This window comes from Bacteroidota bacterium (genome assembly GCA_016722375.1).
In the GTDB taxonomy this organism is placed as follows: domain Bacteria; phylum Bacteroidota; class Bacteroidia; order Chitinophagales; family LD1; genus Bog-950.
Genome location: JADKJG010000012.1, coordinates 13,587 through 34,532 on the forward strand (window position 1 = coordinate 13,587; position 20,946 = coordinate 34,532).

Annotated in this window: 19 protein-coding genes and 1 tRNA gene; 9 read left to right on the forward strand and 11 right to left on the reverse strand. The window is 42.7% G+C overall.

The annotated features are described in order from the left end of the window. The first annotated feature begins 17 nt into the window (after window positions 1–17). The 9 genes from IPP77_15025 to IPP77_15065 all read left to right on the forward strand — a co-directional run bounded on the left by IPP77_15025 (window position 18) and on the right by IPP77_15065 (window position 7,223). Window positions 18–1,283, forward strand: a complete 1,266-nt coding sequence (locus IPP77_15025; GenBank protein ID MBL0310924.1) for a TolC family protein — start codon at window positions 18–20, stop codon at window positions 1,281–1,283. 24 nt (window positions 1,284–1,307) lie between these two features. Next, window positions 1,308–2,198 carry an HlyD family efflux transporter periplasmic adaptor subunit gene (locus IPP77_15030; protein ID MBL0310925.1) on the forward strand — a complete coding sequence of 297 codons (891 nt, stop codon included), beginning with the start codon at window positions 1,308–1,310 and terminating at the stop codon, window positions 2,196–2,198. Window positions 2,199–2,201: 3 nt separating this feature from the next. Then, window positions 2,202–3,125 (forward strand): ABC transporter ATP-binding protein, encoded by a 924-nt coding sequence (locus IPP77_15035; GenBank protein MBL0310926.1) that lies wholly within the window; start codon window positions 2,202–2,204, stop codon window positions 3,123–3,125. Beyond that, window positions 3,122–3,865: an ABC transporter ATP-binding protein gene (locus IPP77_15040; GenBank protein ID MBL0310927.1), complete on the forward strand. Its 744-nt coding sequence runs from the start codon at window positions 3,122–3,124 to the stop codon at window positions 3,863–3,865. The genes IPP77_15035 and IPP77_15040 overlap by 4 nt, the downstream gene beginning before the upstream one ends. After that, the gene (locus tag IPP77_15045; protein MBL0310928.1) at window positions 3,865–4,971 is read left to right on the forward strand and encodes an ABC transporter permease; all 1,107 of its coding nucleotides are present in this window, start codon (window positions 3,865–3,867) and stop codon (window positions 4,969–4,971) included. Before IPP77_15040 ends, IPP77_15045 begins: the two co-directional genes overlap by 1 nt. Continuing rightward, window positions 4,968–6,089: an ABC transporter permease gene (locus IPP77_15050; GenBank protein ID MBL0310929.1), complete on the forward strand. Its 1,122-nt coding sequence runs from the start codon at window positions 4,968–4,970 to the stop codon at window positions 6,087–6,089. Before IPP77_15045 ends, IPP77_15050 begins: the two co-directional genes overlap by 4 nt. Window positions 6,090–6,421: 332 nt before the next feature. After that, window positions 6,422–6,682 carry a type II toxin-antitoxin system RelE/ParE family toxin gene (locus IPP77_15055; protein MBL0310930.1) on the forward strand — a complete coding sequence of 87 codons (261 nt, stop codon included), beginning with the start codon at window positions 6,422–6,424 and terminating at the stop codon, window positions 6,680–6,682. A gap of 127 nt (window positions 6,683–6,809) precedes the next feature. Next, window positions 6,810–7,112, forward strand: a complete 303-nt coding sequence (locus tag IPP77_15060; GenBank protein ID MBL0310931.1) for a HigA family addiction module antidote protein — start codon at window positions 6,810–6,812, stop codon at window positions 7,110–7,112. Between the two features lie 15 nt (window positions 7,113–7,127). Beyond that, window positions 7,128–7,223, forward strand: coding sequence for a type II toxin-antitoxin system RelE/ParE family toxin (locus IPP77_15065; protein ID MBL0310932.1), 96 nt, complete (start codon window positions 7,128–7,130; stop codon window positions 7,221–7,223). Window positions 7,224–7,349: 126 nt separating this feature from the next. Here IPP77_15065 and IPP77_15070 read toward each other — a convergent pair whose 3' ends face one another. From IPP77_15070 to IPP77_15120, 11 genes are all read right to left on the reverse strand, one after another. After that, the gene (locus IPP77_15070) at window positions 7,350–9,014 is read right to left on the reverse strand and encodes an ATP-binding protein (protein ID MBL0310933.1); all 1,665 of its coding nucleotides are present in this window, start codon (window positions 9,012–9,014) and stop codon (window positions 7,350–7,352) included. Then, window positions 9,004–10,077: a DNA (cytosine-5-)-methyltransferase gene (gene dcm / locus IPP77_15075; protein ID MBL0310934.1), complete on the reverse strand. Its 1,074-nt coding sequence runs from the start codon at window positions 10,075–10,077 to the stop codon at window positions 9,004–9,006. Before dcm ends, IPP77_15070 begins: the two co-directional genes overlap by 11 nt. A gap of 231 nt (window positions 10,078–10,308) precedes the next feature. After that, on the reverse strand, window positions 10,309–10,572 hold the full coding sequence (locus IPP77_15080; GenBank protein ID MBL0310935.1) for a hypothetical protein: 264 nt from the start codon (window positions 10,570–10,572) through the stop codon (window positions 10,309–10,311). 286 nt (window positions 10,573–10,858) lie between these two features. Next, window positions 10,859–10,930: transfer RNA gene (locus tag IPP77_15085), tRNA-Arg, on the reverse strand. 434 nt (window positions 10,931–11,364) lie between these two features. Next, the gene (locus IPP77_15090; GenBank protein MBL0310936.1) at window positions 11,365–15,021 is read right to left on the reverse strand and encodes a PKD domain-containing protein; all 3,657 of its coding nucleotides are present in this window, start codon (window positions 15,019–15,021) and stop codon (window positions 11,365–11,367) included. Further along, window positions 14,990–16,510: a hypothetical protein gene (locus IPP77_15095; protein ID MBL0310937.1), complete on the reverse strand. Its 1,521-nt coding sequence runs from the start codon at window positions 16,508–16,510 to the stop codon at window positions 14,990–14,992. The genes IPP77_15090 and IPP77_15095 overlap by 32 nt, the downstream gene beginning before the upstream one ends. Window positions 16,511–16,674: 164 nt before the next feature. Continuing rightward, entirely contained in the window at window positions 16,675–17,880 is a 1,206-nt protein-coding gene (locus IPP77_15100) for a hypothetical protein (GenBank protein ID MBL0310938.1), read from the reverse strand. Window positions 17,881–17,926: 46 nt separating this feature from the next. Further along, complete coding sequence (locus IPP77_15105; protein ID MBL0310939.1) at window positions 17,927–19,600, reverse strand: T9SS type A sorting domain-containing protein; 1,674 nt, start codon at window positions 19,598–19,600, stop codon at window positions 17,927–17,929. A 96-nt stretch (window positions 19,601–19,696) separates the two neighbouring features. Next, entirely contained in the window at window positions 19,697–19,978 is a 282-nt protein-coding gene (locus IPP77_15110; GenBank protein MBL0310940.1) for a hypothetical protein, read from the reverse strand. Further along, on the reverse strand, window positions 19,965–20,519 hold the full coding sequence (locus tag IPP77_15115; GenBank protein MBL0310941.1) for a hypothetical protein: 555 nt from the start codon (window positions 20,517–20,519) through the stop codon (window positions 19,965–19,967). Before IPP77_15115 ends, IPP77_15110 begins: the two co-directional genes overlap by 14 nt. Continuing rightward, complete coding sequence (locus IPP77_15120; GenBank protein ID MBL0310942.1) at window positions 20,512–20,946, reverse strand: hypothetical protein; 435 nt, start codon at window positions 20,944–20,946, stop codon at window positions 20,512–20,514. Before IPP77_15120 ends, IPP77_15115 begins: the two co-directional genes overlap by 8 nt.

The following is a 20,946-nucleotide window of genomic DNA, read 5'->3' on the forward strand; positions in this document are numbered from 1 at the left end:
AAAAAACAATCCAACCGATGAAGCAAATTATCGCCACCGTCGCAGCTATCTTTGGCCTATTGTTTCTATCCGCACAACCGACAGAGACTTTAACGCTAGACGGATGTTATATACTGGCTCAAGAAAATTACCCTCTATTTAAACAAAGAGATTTGATTGGTAAGAGCAAGGCCTATAATATTGACAACGCAAAAATGGGCTACCTGCCGCAAGTCAATATCTCCGCCCAAGCCACCTACCAAAGTGATGTCACAAAAATAGCATTGCCTCCTTCGGTCCCCATCACTATCGAGCCTCCCAACAAGGACCAATACAAACTGTATGGTGAGGTGAATCAATCGTTGACCGATGCCTTTTTGATAGAGCCGCAGCGAAAGTTGGCACTTAATCGAGCAGAGGTGGAGCAGCAGAAACTGGAAGTGGATTTATATCAGTTGAAAGAACGAGTCAATCAGTTGTACTTCGGTATTCTATTGATAGATGGACAAGAAGAGCAGGTGGAGATATTAAAAAGGGATTTACAGTCTGGAATAGATAAGATTAGTGCCGCCATTAAAAACGGAGTGGCTTATAAAAGCAACCTAAGTGAATTACGTGCTGAATTACTAAAAGCAGATCAGCGTACGATTGAATTGAAAGCTACACGCAAAGCCTACGTAGATATGCTTGGCCAGTTTATCAACCGCGAGCTGACTGAAAATACAAAACTGGAATCTCCCACACCTGTATTGCCCTCTTTGGGGCTCAACCGACCCGAACTTTCATTTTTTGATTTACAGAAAAAGACATTAGATACTCAGGATAAACTGGTGGTGGCTAAGACTTTGCCTCGGGCTGGAGTGTTTTTTCAAGGAGGATATGCTAATCCTGCCTTAAACTTTCTGAAGAATGAATTCGCAGGATATTACATCACCGGAATCCGTTTTGGCTGGTCGCTAGGAGGTTTCTATACGCTGCGAAAAGATAAAAAACTGTTGGATGTAAATCGCAGTCTGATAGATATACAGCGAGAGACCTTTTTGTTCAACACTAATTTTGCTTTGAAACAACAAAATGCGGAATTGGATAAGTTGAATGATCTGATCAAATCTGATGACGAGATTATTGGTCTGCGCGAGGAAGTAAAAAATGCGGCAAAGGCACAATTAGAAAACGGAGTTATCACGAGCAGCGACTTCCTCACCAAATTAAATGCAGAAGACCAAGCGAGACAAAACCGGTTGATTCATCATATTCAGTTGCTGATGGCCCAGTACAATTATAAAACCACCTCAGGAAATTAAATTCACTATGAAAAAAAACAAACCATGAGAAACATTTTATTCATCGCCGTAGCGCTATTCTCGTTGATTGCTTGCAACAGAAATAAAAGTGAGTTCGATGCTTCCGGGACTTTTGAGGGGGAGGAAACAATCATCTCATCCGAAGCATCAGGAACGATTAAGGCCTTTCACTTGGAAGAAGGTCAAAACCTGAAAGCAGGCGAAGTGATAGGCTACATTGACAGCACACAGCTTTATCTGAAGAAGCGACAGGTACAAGCACAAATAAGCGCGGGCCTCAGTCGGAAACCGAACGTTGGCAAGCAAATAGCAGCGCTTCAAGAACAGAAAAAAACGGCGGAACGCGAACAAAAGCGGATGAGTAATTTGCTAAAAGCAGATGCGGCCACACAAAAACAAATGGACGATGTGAACAGCCAGTTGGATGTTATTCAAAAGCAGATAGACGCTCTGGAATCGAGCTTAGATATCACTAGCGAATCTATCAATAAAGAATCTGTTCCGATGCAAGTACAGATAGACCAGCTCAATGATCAACTCAAAAAATGCCTTCTTGTCAATCCAACGGAAGGGACCGTATTGACAAAATATGCGGAGGTGAACGAAGTAGCCACACCAGGCAAAGCCCTTTACAAAATTGCTAACATGAGCAGCTTACTACTTCGCGCCTACGTAACCGCTGATCAGTTGTCGCATCTTAAATTAAATCAGACCGTGGCTGTTTATACGGATGATGGGAAGGACAAATACAAACAATACAAAGGGAAAATAAACTGGATAAGCGATAAGGCAGAATTTACGCCTAAGACCATTCAAACAAAAGAGGAACGAGTGAATCTGGTTTATGCTATCAAGGTTCTAGTGAAAAACGATGGCTTGTTGAAACTAGGCATGTACGCCGATGTAAAGTTTTAAGCCGTGGCCTCTGTCGTATTAGACCATATTACTAAGACCTACAACTCCGGAAAAATAACGGCGGTTGATGATTTTTCTCTTTCGGTGGGAAAAGGAGAACTGTTTGGTTTGATTGGTCCCGACGGAGCGGGAAAGACCAGTATCTTCCGAATACTCACCACACTTCTCTTGCCGGACAAAGGTACCGCTTCGGTAGAAGGTTTTGATGTAGTAAAGGATTTTAAAGCCATTCGTGGCTGCGTTGGTTACATGCCCGGTAGGTTTTCTCTTTATCAAGATTTGACAGTCGAAGAAAATCTAAATTTTTTTGCAACGGTATTTGGTACTACGATTCAAGAGAACTATGAACTTATCAAAGAAATTTATGTGCAGATTGAGCCTTTCAAGCATCGCCGTGCAGGAAAACTATCCGGTGGGATGAAACAGAAACTTGCTTTGAGCTGTGCGCTAATTCATAAACCTAAAGTGCTTTTTTTGGATGAGCCCACCACCGGTGTTGACGCGGTATCGAGAAAGGAATTTTGGGAAATGCTCGGGCGCCTAAAACAACAGGGTATTACGATTATGGTTTCAACCCCCTATATGGACGAGGCCTCTTTATGCGATAGAATTGCGCTGATGCAGGATGGCAAAATCCTCTCGTTAGATACTCCGAGCAATGTGACCAAGGCATATCCGACAACTCTTTATGCAATGAAAGACCATCATTTGTATCCCCTTCAAAACAGCATTCTTGCTTATGAGCAAACCAGGAGTTGCTATTCCTTTGGTGAGTATTTGCATGTCACACTCAAGAAAGATTCTGAAGTTGGCATGGCTCAACTCATGTCCTATCTGAAAGAGAAAGGGTACGGAGCTGTAGAAACGAAGAAGATTGAACCGGAGATTGAAGATTGTTTTATCCGATTGATAACTGAGCAGGCATGAAAGAACCGGTTATTAAAACTGAGAAACTGACTAAACGTTTTGGTGATTTTGTTGCCGTAAACGAAATCAGCTTTGAGACGTATCCCGGTGAGATATTTGGTTTCCTTGGAGCCAATGGTGCTGGCAAAACAACCGCTATGCGCATGCTTTGCGGCCTTTCGATACCCAGTTCGGGCAAGGCAACAGTGGCGGGCTTTGATGTATTTACCAAGCGCGATGAAATCAAAAGAAACATTGGATACATGAGCCAGAAGTTTTCGTTGTATGAAGACCTCACCATCATGGAAAACATCAAATTCTTTGCAGGTATTTACGGGCTTTCAGACAAAGACATAAAACGCAAACGGGAACAATTAGTAGAGGATCTCGGATTACAAAAGGAAGCTAATCAGTTGGTGGCTTCTCTTCCTTTGGGCTGGAAACAGAAACTAGCTTTCTCCGTTGCCATCATTCACGAGCCCAAAATCGTGTTTCTTGATGAACCGACTAGCGGAGTAGATCCGGTTACCCGTCGTCAATTCTGGAATCTAATTTATCAGGCTGCCGCCAAAGGGGTGACCATTTTCGTCACGACTCATTACATGGATGAATCGGAATATTGCAACCGTATTTCGATTATGGTGGATGGCAACATAGAGGCGCTGGATACGCCTGCCAACCTGAAAAAAAAGTTTGAAGCACAGTCTATGGATGATGTGTTTTTTCAATTAGCACGGGGTGCAAAAAGAACAGCCGACTGATGAAACAGTTTTTCACTTTTGTAAGAAAAGAATTCCTACATGTTTTTCGCGACCCGAAGACATTGCTCATGCTTTTTGGAATTCCGGTGGCTCAGATTCTGCTTTTTGGTTTCGCACTGACCAATGAAATTAAGAATTCAAAAATTGTAATTGTTGATTATGCAAAGGATGTGGCGTCACAACAATTAATTGAAAAAATTCGGGGTAGTGCCTATTTTGAATTGCAGGAAACGCTGATGAGCCATGAACAAATCGAAGAGTCCTTTCGAAGTGGCCATATAAAACTAGCCCTAGTAATCCCCGCTAATTTCAGTGATGATCTGGCTCATCTGAACCATGCACAGATTCAGGTTTTGGCAGATGCTAGCGACCCAAATACCGCGACTGCACTTACTAACTATATTTCTTCTATCGTAAACGACTATCAATCTGCAATGATTGCAACAAGGCAATTGCCACTACGCATCATTCCCGAAATAAGGATGCTATATAACCCACAATTGAAAGGAGCCACCAATTTTGTTCCAGGAGTGATGTCGCTGGTGATGATGTTGGTGTGCGTGATGATGACCGCTGTTTCTATAGTCCGCGAAAAGGAACTGGGCACCATGGAGATTCTTTTGGTTTCTCCCTTTCAGCCTATTCTGGTGGTGATTTCTAAAGCGATACCCTATCTGTTTTTGTCGCTGGTGAATCTGACAACTATTCTACTGTTAAGTGTGTTTCTTCTGGAGCTGCCGATCAACGGAAGCCTTTTCTTGCTCTATGCAGAAAGCACTTTATTTATTCTCACCTGTCTCTCCATCGGGCTACTCATTTCTAACTTAACAAACTCTCAGCAAGCGGCCATGATGTTTTCGTTAATGGGTATGCTACTGCCCACCCTCCTGTTCACCGGGTTTATGTTTCCAATTGAGAACATGCCGGTTCCATTACAGGTCTTTTCCAACATCGTTCCATCGCGTTGGTATTATATCATTGTGAAATCAGTGATGATCAAAGGACTTGGTCTGGAACAGATATGGAAGGAGACCCTTATTCTTTTCGGCATGTTGCTTTTTTTCATCGTACTGAGCATTAAGAGCTTTAAAGTCAGATTGACATGAGAACAATTAGATTTTTATTGGAGAAGGAGTTTCGCCAAATATTCCGCAACAAGTCTATTCTGCCGATGATTTTCGTTATGCCGATTATTCAACTTTTGATCCTTCCTTTAGCGGCTAACTATGAAATCAAAAACATATCTATAGCAGTGGTGGATCACGACCATTCGAGCTATTCACAGAAACTTATTTCCAAAATCACCGCATCAGGTTATTTCAAGTTGGCGGGTTATAATGCCAGTTACAATCAAGCGTTAAAACAGGTAGAACAGGATAAGGCCGATTTAATTTTAGAAATCCCATCGGGATTTGAGAAGAATCTGGTGAGAGAAGATCAGCAAAAAGTTTTCATTGCCTCCAATGCTATTAATGGGATAAAGGCAAATTTGGGCACCGCTTATTTGGGCAATATCATTCGCAACTTTAATAGTGAAATCCGAATGGATTGGATACAACCCACTCGTTTCAACCCGATGCCCGTAGTTGAAATCGCTTCGTCCAATTGGTATAATCCATTTATGAACTACTATTTTTTTATGGTTCCGGGCATCCTTGTAATTCTCGTTACCATGATAGCCGGCTATATGTCGGCACTGAATATTGTCAAGGAAAAAGAAATCGGTACGATTGAACAGATTAACGTAACCCCCATAAAGAAGTATCATTTTATTCTGGGAAAACTGATTCCATTTTGGGTGTTGGGAATGGTTGTTTTCACCATAGGGATGTTGGTGTCGTGGTTGATATACGGCATTATTCCTTTGGGCAATATAGCCTTGTTATACGGATTTCTGGCGGTGTATCTTTTGGCGGTTCTGGGCTTCGGATTATTGGTATCTACCTACTCTGAAACGCAGCAGCAGGCAATGTCCATCGCATTTTTCTTTGTCATGATTTTTAATCTGATGGGGGGCCTATATACTCCCGTGGATAGCATGCCTGAATGGGCACGATTTATTTCAAAGGCTATACCGGTCACCTACTTTGTTGATGTGATGAGAATGATCGTTTTGAAGGGGAGCGAATTCCACAATATCACCACTCATCTGGTGGCTATTCTGATAATTGCTGTTGTATTGAATACCTGGGCAATTATCAATTACAGGAAGACGTCTTCCTGATATTAACAAGGACTCTATTCATCTGTAAGAAGTGAAACACATTGCCGATGCACAGGCCTTTGCCATCACCCTCGAACAAAAAGGCGGTGTTCCTTCGCCCACTCTCTCGGCTATGTATGCCATGGGGAATATTTGATTATTGAGAGCCATTTACCAAGATTTGGTAAATTCATTATTTCTTTTGTATCTTTGCCTCGTCAGTTTCGTAAAACAGAATAGTTCTTTGATTTAGCGGATGACTGCCAGCATCCATAAAATGCTTAAACTATTGCAGTGGTTATGGCTGAGTTACAAACAAAAAACTCAAACACATGTAGCCTAAAAAGCAAACAATGACAGTAAAAATAGAAAACGAGTATCTCGAAAATCTTTACCAGGGAATAAAGGTAAAAGGCAAACCGAGGTTTAACAAGCATGTGATAACCGGGTTTATAAAGACAGTAGATAGATTAAAATTCGGCGATAACCTGGCTGATATTAAAGCCCAAAGGAGTTTAAATTTTGAAGCCCTGAAAGGTGATTTAAAAGGAAAATTTTCTGTACGGGTGGATATAAAATATAGAATTATCCTCCGGATGGAAAAGACAGGTTAATACTGGAAGATGTGATAGTTATTGAGGACTTAACTAATCACTATAAGTAAATAAGAAAATAAAACCGGATGCTTTTGGCAGAAAGGATTCGGCTTTATCAAAATAAACAAGACTAGACAAGACAGATATGGCAGAGTACAAAGTTATAGGAACCCGAGGGAATGAAATTCATTCTAAAGTTATTCTACACCCCGGTGAAATTCTCAACGATGAGTTGGAAGCAAGAAATCTGAAAAAGATGGATGTTGCCAAATCGCTCGGAATTACTCCGGGCAATTTAAGTGAGTTGGTTCGTGGTAAGCGGCATGTCAGCGCTATGACAGCCATTAAACTAGAAAAGATACTTGGTATCAGCGCTGAATATTGGTTGCGCGTTCAAATGTATTACGACCTCGCTGTGGAAAGAAAGAAGATGAGATTGGCGGCTTAGAAAGTTTCATCGCTCATCGCAAATAATTACCGCATCATCTATCGGATTTTGGACAGTGAATTGATGGTAGATGTGATTGCTATTGGCCACCGAAAGGATATTTATAAATGATGATGGCCGTTTACCATTCCGGTTGGTGGAAAAAACACCAACCGGCGCGAAAGAGTGGTCGTTGAACTTCTGCCCCCACGGTTTTTTACTACGACCTTTATAAGCCGACGCGAACGAGGAGGATGTTTATGGCTGCTTAGATAAGAGTTTGTTCACTCTGCCTTTTATATTTTCGTAAATAGATGTCAATTTGAGTTTAGCTACATCAGTCAAAAGTGCTGTATGAGCAACAGCATCTCTCATCGGTTTGTACTCGTTTGCATCTCTTGCTAAACATGCTTCTTTCACTGGGTCTTTCTTGTCAACCAAGTAGGCAAGGTCATTCATTGATAAATAGCTTGAGTCATTTTGTTTTCGTCTAATCTCAATACTGATATTCCCTTTGTTCTTGCTGTCGGTCTCAACTCTTTTCCATTTATCAATTTCAAGTTTTGCTTCCTTTGACAAAGGTTTTTTATTTTCTTGAATGAATTTGCGAATTAAGTTTTCGGAAATAAAACACTCGGCATAAGATTGAAAATTAAAAGAAGCATCATCAGCTAATTCATCTACCCAACTATTAACTAAAGCATTTGATTTTTTTCCTGTAGCGGTTGGTGGTGTTGAATATTCATCTGATACTGCATTATACAAATCTCTTGATGTCCTTTCCTTTTTCGATATTCTCTCACTCTCCGCATCACCTGTTTCTTTGAACTCTACTCTCCACTTATCCCAATCATCAATGACAACTTTTAGAATTTCATCTTTTATTGTTGTTAGTAGCGCTTGATATTTTGGGTCGTCCGAAACAACTCCTTCACGGTCACTTGTGAATCTGTCTTTTTCTTTATCGTCTAATTCGTTGAGATGAATCTGCCCATACAAATAACTCTCAACAAGTCGAGCCGAAGGAATATGTTTTAGAATTCCTCGTTCCCGTAATCTTCCATTTACATACAGGTCAACACCAACTCTCTCGTCTGTATTCATGATGTTTAAATCACGAGGTTTAATAACAGATGCAATAAATCCTTTCACTTTGCCCCCGACACTTAATTTCTTTTTTCGTTTTGCACCTTTCAAACCCTCATGTATAAACGGGTCATTGATGTTATTGATCTGCCAAACAAATTCTGTTTTGTCTGCTAATTCTTGTAGATGTTTGTGAGTAATTTTTATTCCATCAATGTAAATATTGAACGCTTTGTCTAATAGAGAAAACCTAAAATAGAGCGCAACAACTTTTTTAAGAATGTCCAAACTATTTCTTATTCCGCCATTGATTTCCTCGAAACAAATAATCGTTCCCTTCTGATGTCCTTTGGAATATTTTCTAAATAAATTTCTATCTGGAATCCCTAATTGGTATTGTTTGGGAGTGAAATCGCTTGTAATTGCAGCGTCCAACGCGGTATTATCAATAACTCCACCAACATAGCTTTTGCCTTTTATTTTCGATAGAATTGTAATTCGCTTTGCACAAGAAAGCAAAGCAAGTTTTCCTATTCCCTTTCTTCCAATGAAAGGTCTGCCACTTGCTGATTTTTGTCTTCCACCTATTCGCTTTGAGTAGCCGATTCTTAAAAATTTATTTTGAAAATCATCTGCTATCATACCATCTCCATCGTCTTTAATTATAAATCTGTTTCTCGATTTGTCAATGTAGATCCAAACATTTTTAGCATCGGCATCCCAAGAATTTGAAATTGCTTCGCCAATTACTGTTACGAAACTCCGATACAAATTTCTTCCTAAGTGATTAAGAATACTTAGGGAAATCTCAAAAGAAAATGGTTTGTTAGTAGCCATGATGTTGGTTGATATGTTGTTTAATGGTTTTTGCAATTATATATCCCAATCTCGGTGGAACTGCATTGCCGATATGTTTTTCAATTATTGAAGAATTGAAATCTTCCTTTGAGCTAACGAAATCATACTTCTTCGGAAACGACTGAAGAATTGCTGCCTCACGTAAAGAAATTGCTCTGTCTTGTTCGGGGTGTCCAAATCTTCCGTTCCCGTATCCTGTGCATTGCGTTGTCAGTGTCGGTGAAACTTCATTCCAATTCATTCTTCCGTAAACACTGCCATAAGATTTACCCGATTTTTTTTTGTGGCAATCCAAAACCAATTCATCATCCCACTCTTTCCAACCGCCACCTTCACTTGTTGCCCTTATTCTTCGCAGGTTCAAATCTGAAAGTTCCCTTGCTCGATGCAGATGATCTTTGTGATACGATTCGCCAGATTCAATTTCCGGTAAGTGTCCAATTGCTTTCTTAACTGTCTTTACTTTTTTGCCTCCATGAGTTTTCCTAATTAGTTTTATTTCTCCAAATTTTGAAGCAAGCAATATCAAACGCTTTCTTCTTTGTGGCACTCCATAATCTTTTGCGTCAACAATTTGATAAGAGATGAAGTAATTGTTCGCTGTAAGAACACCAATAAAATCCTCAAAAACTTTTCCCTCGTTATACTTCATCAGGTTTGGAACATTTTCCATTGAAACAATGTCGGGTTGTATTGCCTCAATTATTTTTCCGAATGAGTAAAGTAGTTTCCACTTGTCATTTGTTTTATTGCCTTGCTGGTATGTTGAAAAAGCTTGACATGGGGCACACCCTGCAAGAATTTTTATTGAGTTGTCAGGATAGAGTTTTGCAATTTCTGTCGGTGAAGTTTTCGTCAAGTCAGAATGAATGAAAGAAGTTGAGTTGTTTTTCTCGTATGCGTATTTGCATGAAGCATCAAAATCAATTCCTGCTCGAACATCGAATTTTGCTTTTACAAAGCCTTGTGTTAAGCCGCCAACACCGCAGAATAAATCTACGACCGCAAAAGTTTGTGGTGTATTTTTTATATTACTCTTCATTTCTTGCATTCAGTTTGATGTTAGCAGTACTACCATATAATGACCTCCAATATTTATTACGCGAAATAAATCTATCAAAAATTCGCTTTCCACCCCACAACCGCTCAAAACCCATTAATAAAACACATAATTTGGCTGCTCTCTTCATAATCCGCTCTCTAGTAAACGATTATCAACAATAATCCCCCGAATATCAATGATAATCCCCCGATTCTTAATCAATTTCCCCGCTTAATCAATCAAGTCTTCCGCTATCTTAATCATAGTAGCCGCATTATTGATTAAGTCTTTCGCTATCTTAATCATATCTGTGGCTATCTTGATTATATCATTTGCTTTATCAATCACAACTGCAGTTATCTTAATCATAAGAGCGGCTAAATCGGTCACAACAGCGGCATTCTTAATCATACCTTCCGCTATTGTGATCAAAGAAGTCGCTATATTGGTCAAACGGGCAGCTTTTCTAATCAAAACCTCCGCTGTTTTAATCAAAACAGTTTCTATACCAATCAGGGTAGCCCGACTTGTAAGCGCCGATTTAATCCCGGTTTATAGTTCAGGGTTTGTGCGCTGAACTCATTCAGCGCCATTGGTTGGAGCGGCCCGGCGATGGGTATCACCCGGTAGGTCGCAGACATGTTGGTTTTTTGTTGGACTGAAACCCTACTTTGAGAAAGGCGGGATTTCTTTATTTATAACACAAGATGCCTGCTCGATCGATCGGCAGGCGTACTTACGGTATGACAAAATAAGGTAACAGAAAATTAGAAATGAAAAGTAGCCCCGAGCAGAATCGAACTGCTATCAACGGTTCCGGAAACCATCGTTTTATCCATTAAACTACGGAGCCAAATTCTATATAAACAATAAGGCAAAGATTTTCATTTCGTATTCGTGGCCCCACCCGGGCTTGTGCCGGGGCGTTTTTTTGAATGAGATATCTAAGAACGTCCTTGCTGACCTAAACAACGGCCACCAATGGCCAATGCTTTTCAGAAAACAAAAATAGATATTCTTTCAATAAAAGATTACGATTGGAGAGTTAATTGAACTTTTACTTTATTCTTTCCGTACAATAATTACCACAAAAGCGTGCTGCTACGTTTAAATATCGCTTCTGCATAGCGATGCCGAAATGCCCATTCCATCCATCAGGTATAATCTCTAAGGTCATTTATCCTAACAGCAACGCCGCAAGGGAAAGAATTTACCTCTTAAATATGCCCTACATCGAGCGCTTTTGGTAACAAACGCACATTTTTTACTTCAGAAATAGCGTTCTCTTTAGTTGTTTACTATAAACACCTTTTTTGTGGTTACGGATTCTTCGTTTTTGACTCTCACAATAATATAGGCTGCCTGTAAGTCAGTGATTTGCTTTTTATAGACGGATGCGTTCACAAATTTCTCACAACTAATCACCTCTCCCAATAAGTTGTATAACGCTATCTCGGCTTGTACTCCCTTTTGATTAGTGAAGTCCACATATACCATATTCTCCGAACTCCAGATATGGATTGGTTTTATCGTTAGCATGGTAGAGATTCCTGTAGCACCTCTTGATGTTATGTTTACTGTTTGAGTAGTATTGGATTTGCAACCGGTTGAATTTATTACTGTCAAATTGATGCTGTAGGAACCCTCTGCCCGATAAAAATGTGTTGCATTTTTGGTTGTGGCTGTGTTGCCGTCTCCGAAATCCCAGTGATAGGTGGCGACATTTGTAGTCGTAGCACTAAAATTGATTTCTTCATTCACTTCGGCCAAGGTCACACTCGCAGCGAAAGATGCAACGATTGGTTGTATTCCTTTCACCTCTATTTTCTTCATCACCGTGTAGCCGCTGTTGTCCGTCAAGGTCAACTGATATACTCCACTGTTCGCGCTGATCGTCATCGGATTGCCCGAGTTGAGTTGGCCGCTGGAGATGGTGGTGCTGTTGACATCCGTAATTGTATAGTTCCAGTTGGCATTGCCCGGCTGCGTAATTTCTATCTGTCCGCTGCCGCTACAGCTTGCATCCGTCGTCAGGATATTAGCCGGTGGAGTAAAGTGCAATACAAAGCGATCTTGATTATCTGTTTTGCTTGCAGTGAACGTATAGCTGCCGTTGCGCAGGTTATGCCAGGTATCCGTCTTCTTATCTTCTAAAAGGATATATGTCGTCGGGTCGAAGCTCTGAATGCCCTGTGGCGTGATTGTCATCGTGCCGTTCATGTCTGTTCTCAGTCCCATCGGCACCGTTGTTACTTCTGTCAGGCTCGGCAAGGTGTTGATGCCATACCACATGTTCGTGTTCATGTGGGTATAGAGCGTCGGTACCCCTGAAGCGCTGCCCGGCTTGTTGGCATCCAGTTTGTTGTCAAAATTTATTGTCGCTTCGGAACTGAATGCTATTCTCGTTTCGTCTTTACCTCCGTTGGCATAGTTCAACTCCAGTTTCAATGCGTTTGCTGCATCTACCCGGTGGAACTGTACATTCGTCGAGCGAACGCGCTCGCTCTGATAAAAGTGATAAGTATGGTTACCCAAGGAGCCCGGAATAACTCGTACCATGAAGGCCTGGAACGGCGCAATGACTACGGTACCCGAGTTCCCATCAATAACTACTGGTAGCCAGACTCCCGAAAAAGGTCCTGTTGTATGCCACACCTGTACTTGGTCGCCGAATCCGTCTGCAGTACGGTCTATCGTCAAATCTAATGCTGATGGATATGGGTTACCCACTAAGTTCCAACCTGAATGGATAGGCTGAGCTTGTAAAGTATTTACCGTAGGATAGCCGGAGTTGTTCAGCCCTCCAATATTGATATTGCCTGTATTGGCTGCCCCCACTAAGGTTCGGGTGGTATCGCCTTTCTGGTACGTGGAGTAGCCCCGACCATTGTCCATATTGCCACCGCTCTTGATCATCCAGTTACCCAGCATACATCCGCCAGAGGACATGTGTCCGTCGTTGTACACAAACGTTGTGCCATAAGCAGATCCCCAGTTACTCTTAGTTTCATCACAGGTAGGATATGGTGTTACATAGCTGCCGTCCGGGCCGCTGGCACCCAACTGACTCAAGAGAGGACTGTTCACCGGTGAACTCATGAAATGCTGGTTAGAACCAAGTGTCGGGATGTAGCGTTCTGCACGAATTGCCCCTGTTAGGGTTCCGGCAAAACCGGTTGTGAAGTCATCTATATATGAATTGTGATTGCTGGAGTTAGACTTGAGTATTAAGGCCGCTGCACTTACATCTAAATCTCCAAGCTGTAGGTGCAAACCATTGTTTATCGAAACATCGGCTCCAGAATTTAAGTGTACGCCGTCTGCGTTGTTTATCTGCAAAATATTAAACTGAGTATTATCAGAAATAGATTGACTTCCACTACTGCTATTCATGACTACGGTGCCAGAACCCACCACTGCTGCATTGCTACCAGCTCCGCCTTTCCAATTGCCGCAAACATTGAGGTTTTGCCCCAAAAGGCTTAACACGGCTCCAGAAGCAATATCCATATTGCCGATAGTGACATTACTACCAGTAATGGTCGGTGAGTAAGGTGTTCCTACCGGTATAACAACGTTCGAAGCACAATTATTTGGAATGGCTGCCGGATCCCAATTGGTTTGAGTAAACCAACTTGTATCTGTTGTTCCTAACCAAGTACTAGTACAAATGGCCACCGTAGAAACACCGATCATATCAGAGATACAACCATTTATTGCATTGGTAGCTACTACAGAATAAATGCCCGGAACATTTTGAGGGCCGAAACTTATAGTATTTCCAGTGCCAGATACGATGCTGCCCACCGGAATATTTGTATTTCGATATAGTTGATAGTTTACTCCCACTTCTGAACCTGTTAAGCCCATCGTAGCGGGGACACAGGCTCCTCCCGATACATTAAAAGCTACCGGACTATTATTTATTGTCAGCGTAACCGGTGTTCTGATCGCACTTACACAGGTCGTAGTCGAATTTCTTGATTCTGCAAAATAAGTATTGGCAACAGAAGTGGCGTATGTGCTGCTGTTAGATTGCAAGAGCCCCCCACCGGCACTCATGTCGTACCAGTCAATTTCATTTCCTGCGCTCGTAGCACTAATCGTACCCGGTGCATCATTGGAGCATATAACAACATTGCCACCACTAAGTGGTGCAGAAGGAAGCGGATTGACAGTAACTGTTATGCCTGAAGGAGGACCCGGTAGTGGAGAGATACACTCCGGCCACTCGGCACGAATGTAGTAGGTGGTTGTTATTAAGGGACTTACATCCAATCCCGCATCTGAAGTGGCCAATTGTCCTCCTACCGGTATGGTATAAAGGTCGTTAGAATACCACTGCCAATATGCGAGATTACCCAGTGTTCCACCGGTTTGTGTTAGATGAGTTTGTTGTGTGCCGGTGTTGCAAAGTGGATTGACCGATACGTTCAACGAGGAAGGAGCCGTGGACATACCGGGGAAGTTCCAGCCGATATTATTTCCTAAATCCTGGCTGTTGGTACCGGCATTAAAGGTAGCTCCGCCGGTTGCCTGGTTATCGGATATACGTATATAATCCGCACAAACGGTGCCGCTTGATTTTGAAAAAGTAGCACGGCTTCCAGCCACACTGGATTGGATGCGGATAGGAAAACCGCCTGATCCACTGATGTTGAGATCGCCGTTAATCGTTTGTGTAGTTCCATTCGTAAGCGTATACTCATGACCGGGTGAAAAAGTCAGATTATTGAAAGTGCAACTAGCGGATATCACACCATCGGTAGCAAAACTCACGTTGTGAAAGTTCATAGCTGACTGTATTAAACCCGACTTACAGGGCCCTGGAAAGTTCAGGTCATAATAGGTTAAACCACCACCGCCGCCAAATCCAATACCCGGCGAAAAGCTTAGATTATTACCCGTCAGATTAATGGTGGAGGTACCCGCATTCAACGTCAATCCCGGTGCATATACCTATAGGCCAGGAAGTAAAGGATATGTAGGACACATTAAACACTGATGAGCCCATAATCAGTCCGCGCGGCGTGGCAACCGTTGATGTAAAACTGCTACAATTTACTGTCTGTCCATTAGAATTTAATGTGCCACCATTCAGCGTGATGGTGCCGTTCGGCGTGCTAAACACATCCTGCAAAATCCAGCCGCCACCAATCCCATTGAAATTGATTGCGTTAGCAAATGATTTGCCCCCTGTTGTAATTGTTTTACCCGTACTCGCTGCCTCAAAGTTTACCACACCCGCATAAGTCATATTCATTGCGGCTGTTAAGGTCAGCGAGCCGTAAATACGTATTGGATTGGAAGAGACCCCCGCTAAGGTTGGCGTATTGGTTACGCCCGTCCAAGTCATATCGTTGCACGCAGCAGTTACGTTTATTGTAACTATCTGGCTTGTAGCGTTAAAGGAGTTAAGGTCAAAAAATACATTGTCGGCTGCCCCTGGGGAGCATCCAAAGATAGCGCCCCCGCTAGTTAGCGACCAGTGATTGCCATCATTCCAGTTACCGGTTCCACCTATCCAGTATAAATTTTGTCCTCCACCCCCACCAAATGTCCAACCGGTGTTGTTACCCTGATCATTCGAGTTGCTTGCAGTAAATGCTGCACCGGTAGCTTTGATGTCTTTTATGCTTACATAAGATACACTGACAGGATTTGGAGAGTTTATAGTTGCTTGGCTACCTCCCGTGGAAGATTTGATCGTGATTGGTCCTGTGCAAGTGCCGGTTGCACTTAATGAACCGTTTATTGTTTGCGTAGTTCCGTTAGTCAGTGTATAATTGTGGTTGGGTGAAAAGGTCAGATTATTGAAAGTGCAACTAGCGGATATCACACCATCGGTAGCAAAACTCACGTTGTGAAAGTTCATAGCTGACTGTATTAAACCCGACTTACAGGGCCCTGGAAAGTTCAGGTCATAATAGGTTAAACCACCACCGCCGCCAAATCCGATACCCGGTGAAAAACTTGGATTATTACCCGTCAGATTAATGGTGGAAGTACCCGCATTCAACGTCAATCCCGGTGCATATACCTGCCAAGAGGTAAAGGATATGTAGGATACATTAAACACCGATGAACCCATAACCAGTCCACGCGGCGTGGCAACCGTTGATGCAAAACTGCTGCAATTTACCGTCTGTCCATTAGAATTTAGCGCGCCACCATTCAGCGTGATGGTGCCGTTTGGCGTGGCAAAGATATCCTGCAAAGTCCAGCCGCCACCAACGCCATTGAAGTTGATTGCGTTAGCAAATGATTTACCCCCTGTTGTAATTGTTTTACCCGTACTCGCTGCCTCAAAGTTTACCACACCCGCATAAGTCATATTCATTGCGGCTGTTAAGGTCAGCGAGCCGTAAATACTTATTGGATTGGAAGAAGCCCCCGCTAAGGTTGGCGTGTGGGTTACGCCAGTCCATGTCATATCGTTGCAGTTAGCAGTTACATTTATTGTAACTATTTGGCTTGCCGTGGTAAAGGAGTTAAGGTCAAAAAATACATTATCCGGTATGCCGGGGGAGCATCCGAGGGGAGCGCCACCGCTGGTCAGCGACCAGTGATTGCCATCATTCCAGTTGCCGGTTCCGCCTATCCAGTATAAGTTTTGCCCTCCGCCTCCTCCAACAAATGTCCAGCCGGTGTTATTACCCTGATTGAAACAATTGTTTGCGCTCCCGTAGCCTTCATATCACGAATGTTTAAATAAGCCACGCTAACAGGATTTGGAGAATTTATGGTTGCTTGAATGCTTGGGGTGGAAGATTTAAGCGTAATTGGTGTCGTGCAGGTAGCGGTTGCGCTTAATGAACCGTTTATTGTTTGCGTAGTTCCGTTAGTCAGCGTATACGCGTGGTTGGGTGAAAAAGTCAGATTGTTGAAAGTACAACTGGAGTAAATCTCTCCATCAGTAGCAAAATTAACATTATGAAAGTTCATAGCCGACCGAATCGAAGCCGACTTACAGGGCCCTGGAACGTTCAGGTCATAATAGGTTAAACCAGCGCCACCGCCAAATCCGATACCCGGTGAAAAACTTGGATTATTGCCCGTCAGATTAATGGTGGAAGTACCTGCATTCAATGTCAATCCCGGTGCATATACCTGCCAGGAAGTAAAGGATATGTAAGATACATTAAACACCGATGAGCCCATAATCAGTCCACGCGGCGTGGCAACCGTTGATGTAAAACTGCTGCAATTTACCGTCTGCCCATTGGAGTTTAGCGTGCCACTATTCAGCGTGATGGTGCCGTTCGGCGTTGTAAACACATCCTGCAAAATCCAGCCGCCACCCACGCCATCAAAGACAACATTGCCCGCAAGCGACTTTCCATTAGTGGTAATGGTATTCCCCGCAGTGGTAGCTGAGAATTTTATAGTTCCGTTAAAGCTATTTACCATCGTTGAATTTAATATGAGCGAGCCGTAGATGTTTAGAACATAGGCAGAACTTCCGGATGTAAAAACTGCACCGCTGATTGCATTGGTCCAATCCATATTATGACAACTATACAAGGTGCTATTTATTGTAATAGTCTTACTTACGCCAGTAAATGAATTTGCATCGAAAAAAACATCATCGGCAGATGTCGGTATCTGCGTATAGAACGACGTGCCTCCTGATGTAGTGGCCCAATGGTTAGCAAAATCAGACCAAGTGCCTGAACCGCCTACCCAATAGTAGTTGCTACCGACAGCAAACTGAAAACAAACCAACATTAGCGTTAATAATGTCCATTGAATTTTTGTTGCGATTTGTTCGCAACAAAAGTGTTTAGTATAGACGTGTTTCATATTCTTGATTGTTTTTGAAAACTGTTTTTGTAAATACTTTTAAAGCCTACATTTTTATTAACTTGGTAATGAGGGATTGTTCTTCTGTTTGTATCCGCAACCAATAAATTCCCCTCGCTACATTTAGCTCTACCGGAAATCTGTTGGCGCTTATTTTCATCTCATAAACCTTTCTACCCTGTCCATCAAAAACTTCGGCAATACTTCCAACCAATTCATGTTGCGCTTCAATAATCCAAGCACCATCAGGAGAAGGATTGGGGTATATTCGAACCGCTCCTTCACCGGCTAAATCATTAATGCCGACCGCAATAAATGTTGCTACCGAGCGCGCATGGCAACCATTGGCATCGGTTATCTCCACCTGATAGTTTCCGGCTTGCTTGGCTATCAATATAGGCGATGTCTCACCAGAAATCAAGCTGTTATTAAAATACCACTGAAAAGCGATGCCATTATAAACTGTCAACGTATCGCCTTTAACGCTGATAGACACCGATGGTACGGGATAAACCGAAAGGCCTATATGGTTGGAGGTAGCGGTACACCCATTATTGTCGGTGACCGTCAGATAATAATTGCCGGCTTGTTTAGAATAGAGGCACTTAGTCGTTTCACCCGTATTCCAAATATATTGTTGATACCCTGCTGCAGCACAAATATATGCACTGTCCTGGGCACAAATCGTAGGCTTATCTACACTAATTGAAATATCAGGAAGCGATAATGAACTTGCAACCGTTGCAGTATCGGCTATGGTACAACCTCCCGAACTGACTACAGTTACTTCATATTGCCCTTCGGATAAGTTCAATACAATAGCCGTAGTATCCCCTGTATTCCATAAATAGCGAAACGGCCCCGTACCGGTATTGATTGCTGCTTGCACGGTTCCGTTGTTCTGTCCGCAGGTGGTATTGTTGGTGATTAGAGATAAATCAATCCCTCCCGAACCAACATGGATGGTTGCATTATCCGTACCGGAGCAGCCTTGGGAATCGGTCACCGTTATTGTGTATAGTCCCGCCGCTAGTTGTTTTGCAATTTGTGTGGTATCATTATTGCTCCACAGAAAGCTAAAGGGCGATTGGCCGGTTACCATCTGCACTTTTGCTTCACCAGTATTTCCGCATTGTGCATCGGTGATCATTACATTAAAAGTTACACTATCCGTAAACGCTATAACGAAAGAGGCAGTATCAACTACGTTGCCCAAACAAACAGAACTCATATTCAAAACCACTGAAACCACATCACCATTATGCAGTGTGTTGCTTGGAAATACTGAACTGTCCGTTCCGGTAACCGACCCGTTTATATACCAGCTAAACAACCCTATTGAATCGGCATTTGTCGCGGAGGCATTTAGAGTAATTAGCTTACCCGAGCATATAGCACCTGGTGTTGTATTTGATATTGACACAGAGGGAGTGCCGCCAATATTCGTAAAGTTCCATCCGGTATTGCCGCCTAAATCCTCGCTATTAGTCCCCGCATAAAACAGCGCCCCCCCAGTAGCGTTATTGTCAGAGAGTCGGACATAGTCCACGCAAACCGTACCGGTTGATTTGTAGAAAGTTGACTGGCTGCCTGAAGTGCTGGATTGAATTCTAACAGGAAAACTGCCGGTGCCACTTATGATCATGTCTCCAAGAACAGTTTGTGTTTTCCCGCTGGATAATGTATAAGTTCGTCCAGGGGTAAACCGGATCTCATTCATCGTATTATTTCCGCTTATTTCTCCACTACTCAGAAAACTCACATTATGGTAGAAGTTGTTGCCTTGGAGTTTGCCTGATGCGGGGGTCCGAGAAGTTTACATCGAAATACGTAATGCCGCTGCCAGTAAAGCCAAGCCGGGCGAAAAGCCCGTGTTGTTACCGGTCAGATTGATAGTAGAAGTACCACAGTTAAGAGTCATTCCCGGTGATGTCACATCCCATGCCGTAAACGATATGTATGAGATATTGAAAACGGATGCTCCCATATTTAATCCCCTTGTAGTGGCCGATGTAGAGGTAAAGTGGCTTGCCGATACCGTCTGGCTATTAGTGGTTAAGGTCCCGTTGTTCAGATTGATATCACTAGTAGTGGTCAATGCATCCTGAAGCGTCCATCCTCCTCCTACACCAACAAAGTTGACTACATTGCTGAAACTCTTCCCCAGCAGTGATGGTCTTGCCTATCGAAATTGCTTCAAAATTTACCGGACCCGCAAAGGTTAAATTCATCCCACTTACAAACGTCAGAGAACCGTAGATTTTTAAAGTGTTCGATGACGGGCCTGCAAACGTTGGCGTGTTCGCTACTCCTGTCCAGGTCATATTATGGCAATTGGCCGTAGGAACGTCTATTGTTACTGTCTGTCCACCTACTGAAAAGGAGTTTACATCACAAAAGACATTGTCGGCAGTCGTCGGCACGCAGCCGTAAGGAGTACCACCACTGGTCAGCGACCAATGGTTGCCATCGCTCCAGTTGCCTGCATTGCCTATCCAGTAAAGATTTTGACTGGCACTAGTATTGATTGTCCACCCGCTATTATTTCCCAAATCCTGCGAATTGTTTGCTGTGAAGGAGTTGCTGGTACCATTAATATCCTTTAGCGATACATAGTTGACAACAATCGGATTATTCACTGAATTGAGTGTGGTTTTGGCTGCCCGCCGTATTTGTCTTGATGGCAATCACTGCACTACAGGTCCCATTAGCTATTAGTGCCCCATTGATAGTTTGGGTCTTAGCGTTTGTAATTGTATATGTATAGCCTGACGAGAAGTTTAGATTGTTGTAAGTATTATTCCCACTGATTTCTCCGTGAGTGGCAAAACTCACATTATGGTAGAAGTTGTTTCCTTGGAGTTTGCCTGATGCGGTGCCGGTGCCCGAGAAGTTTACATCGAAATACGTAATGCCGCTGCCAGTAAAGCCAAGCCCGGGTGAAAAGCCCGTGTTGTTACCGGTCAGGTTGATAGTAGAAGTACCACAGTTAAGAGTCATTCCCGGTGATGTAACATCCCATGCGGTAAACGATATGTATGAGATATTGAAAACGGATGCTCCCAT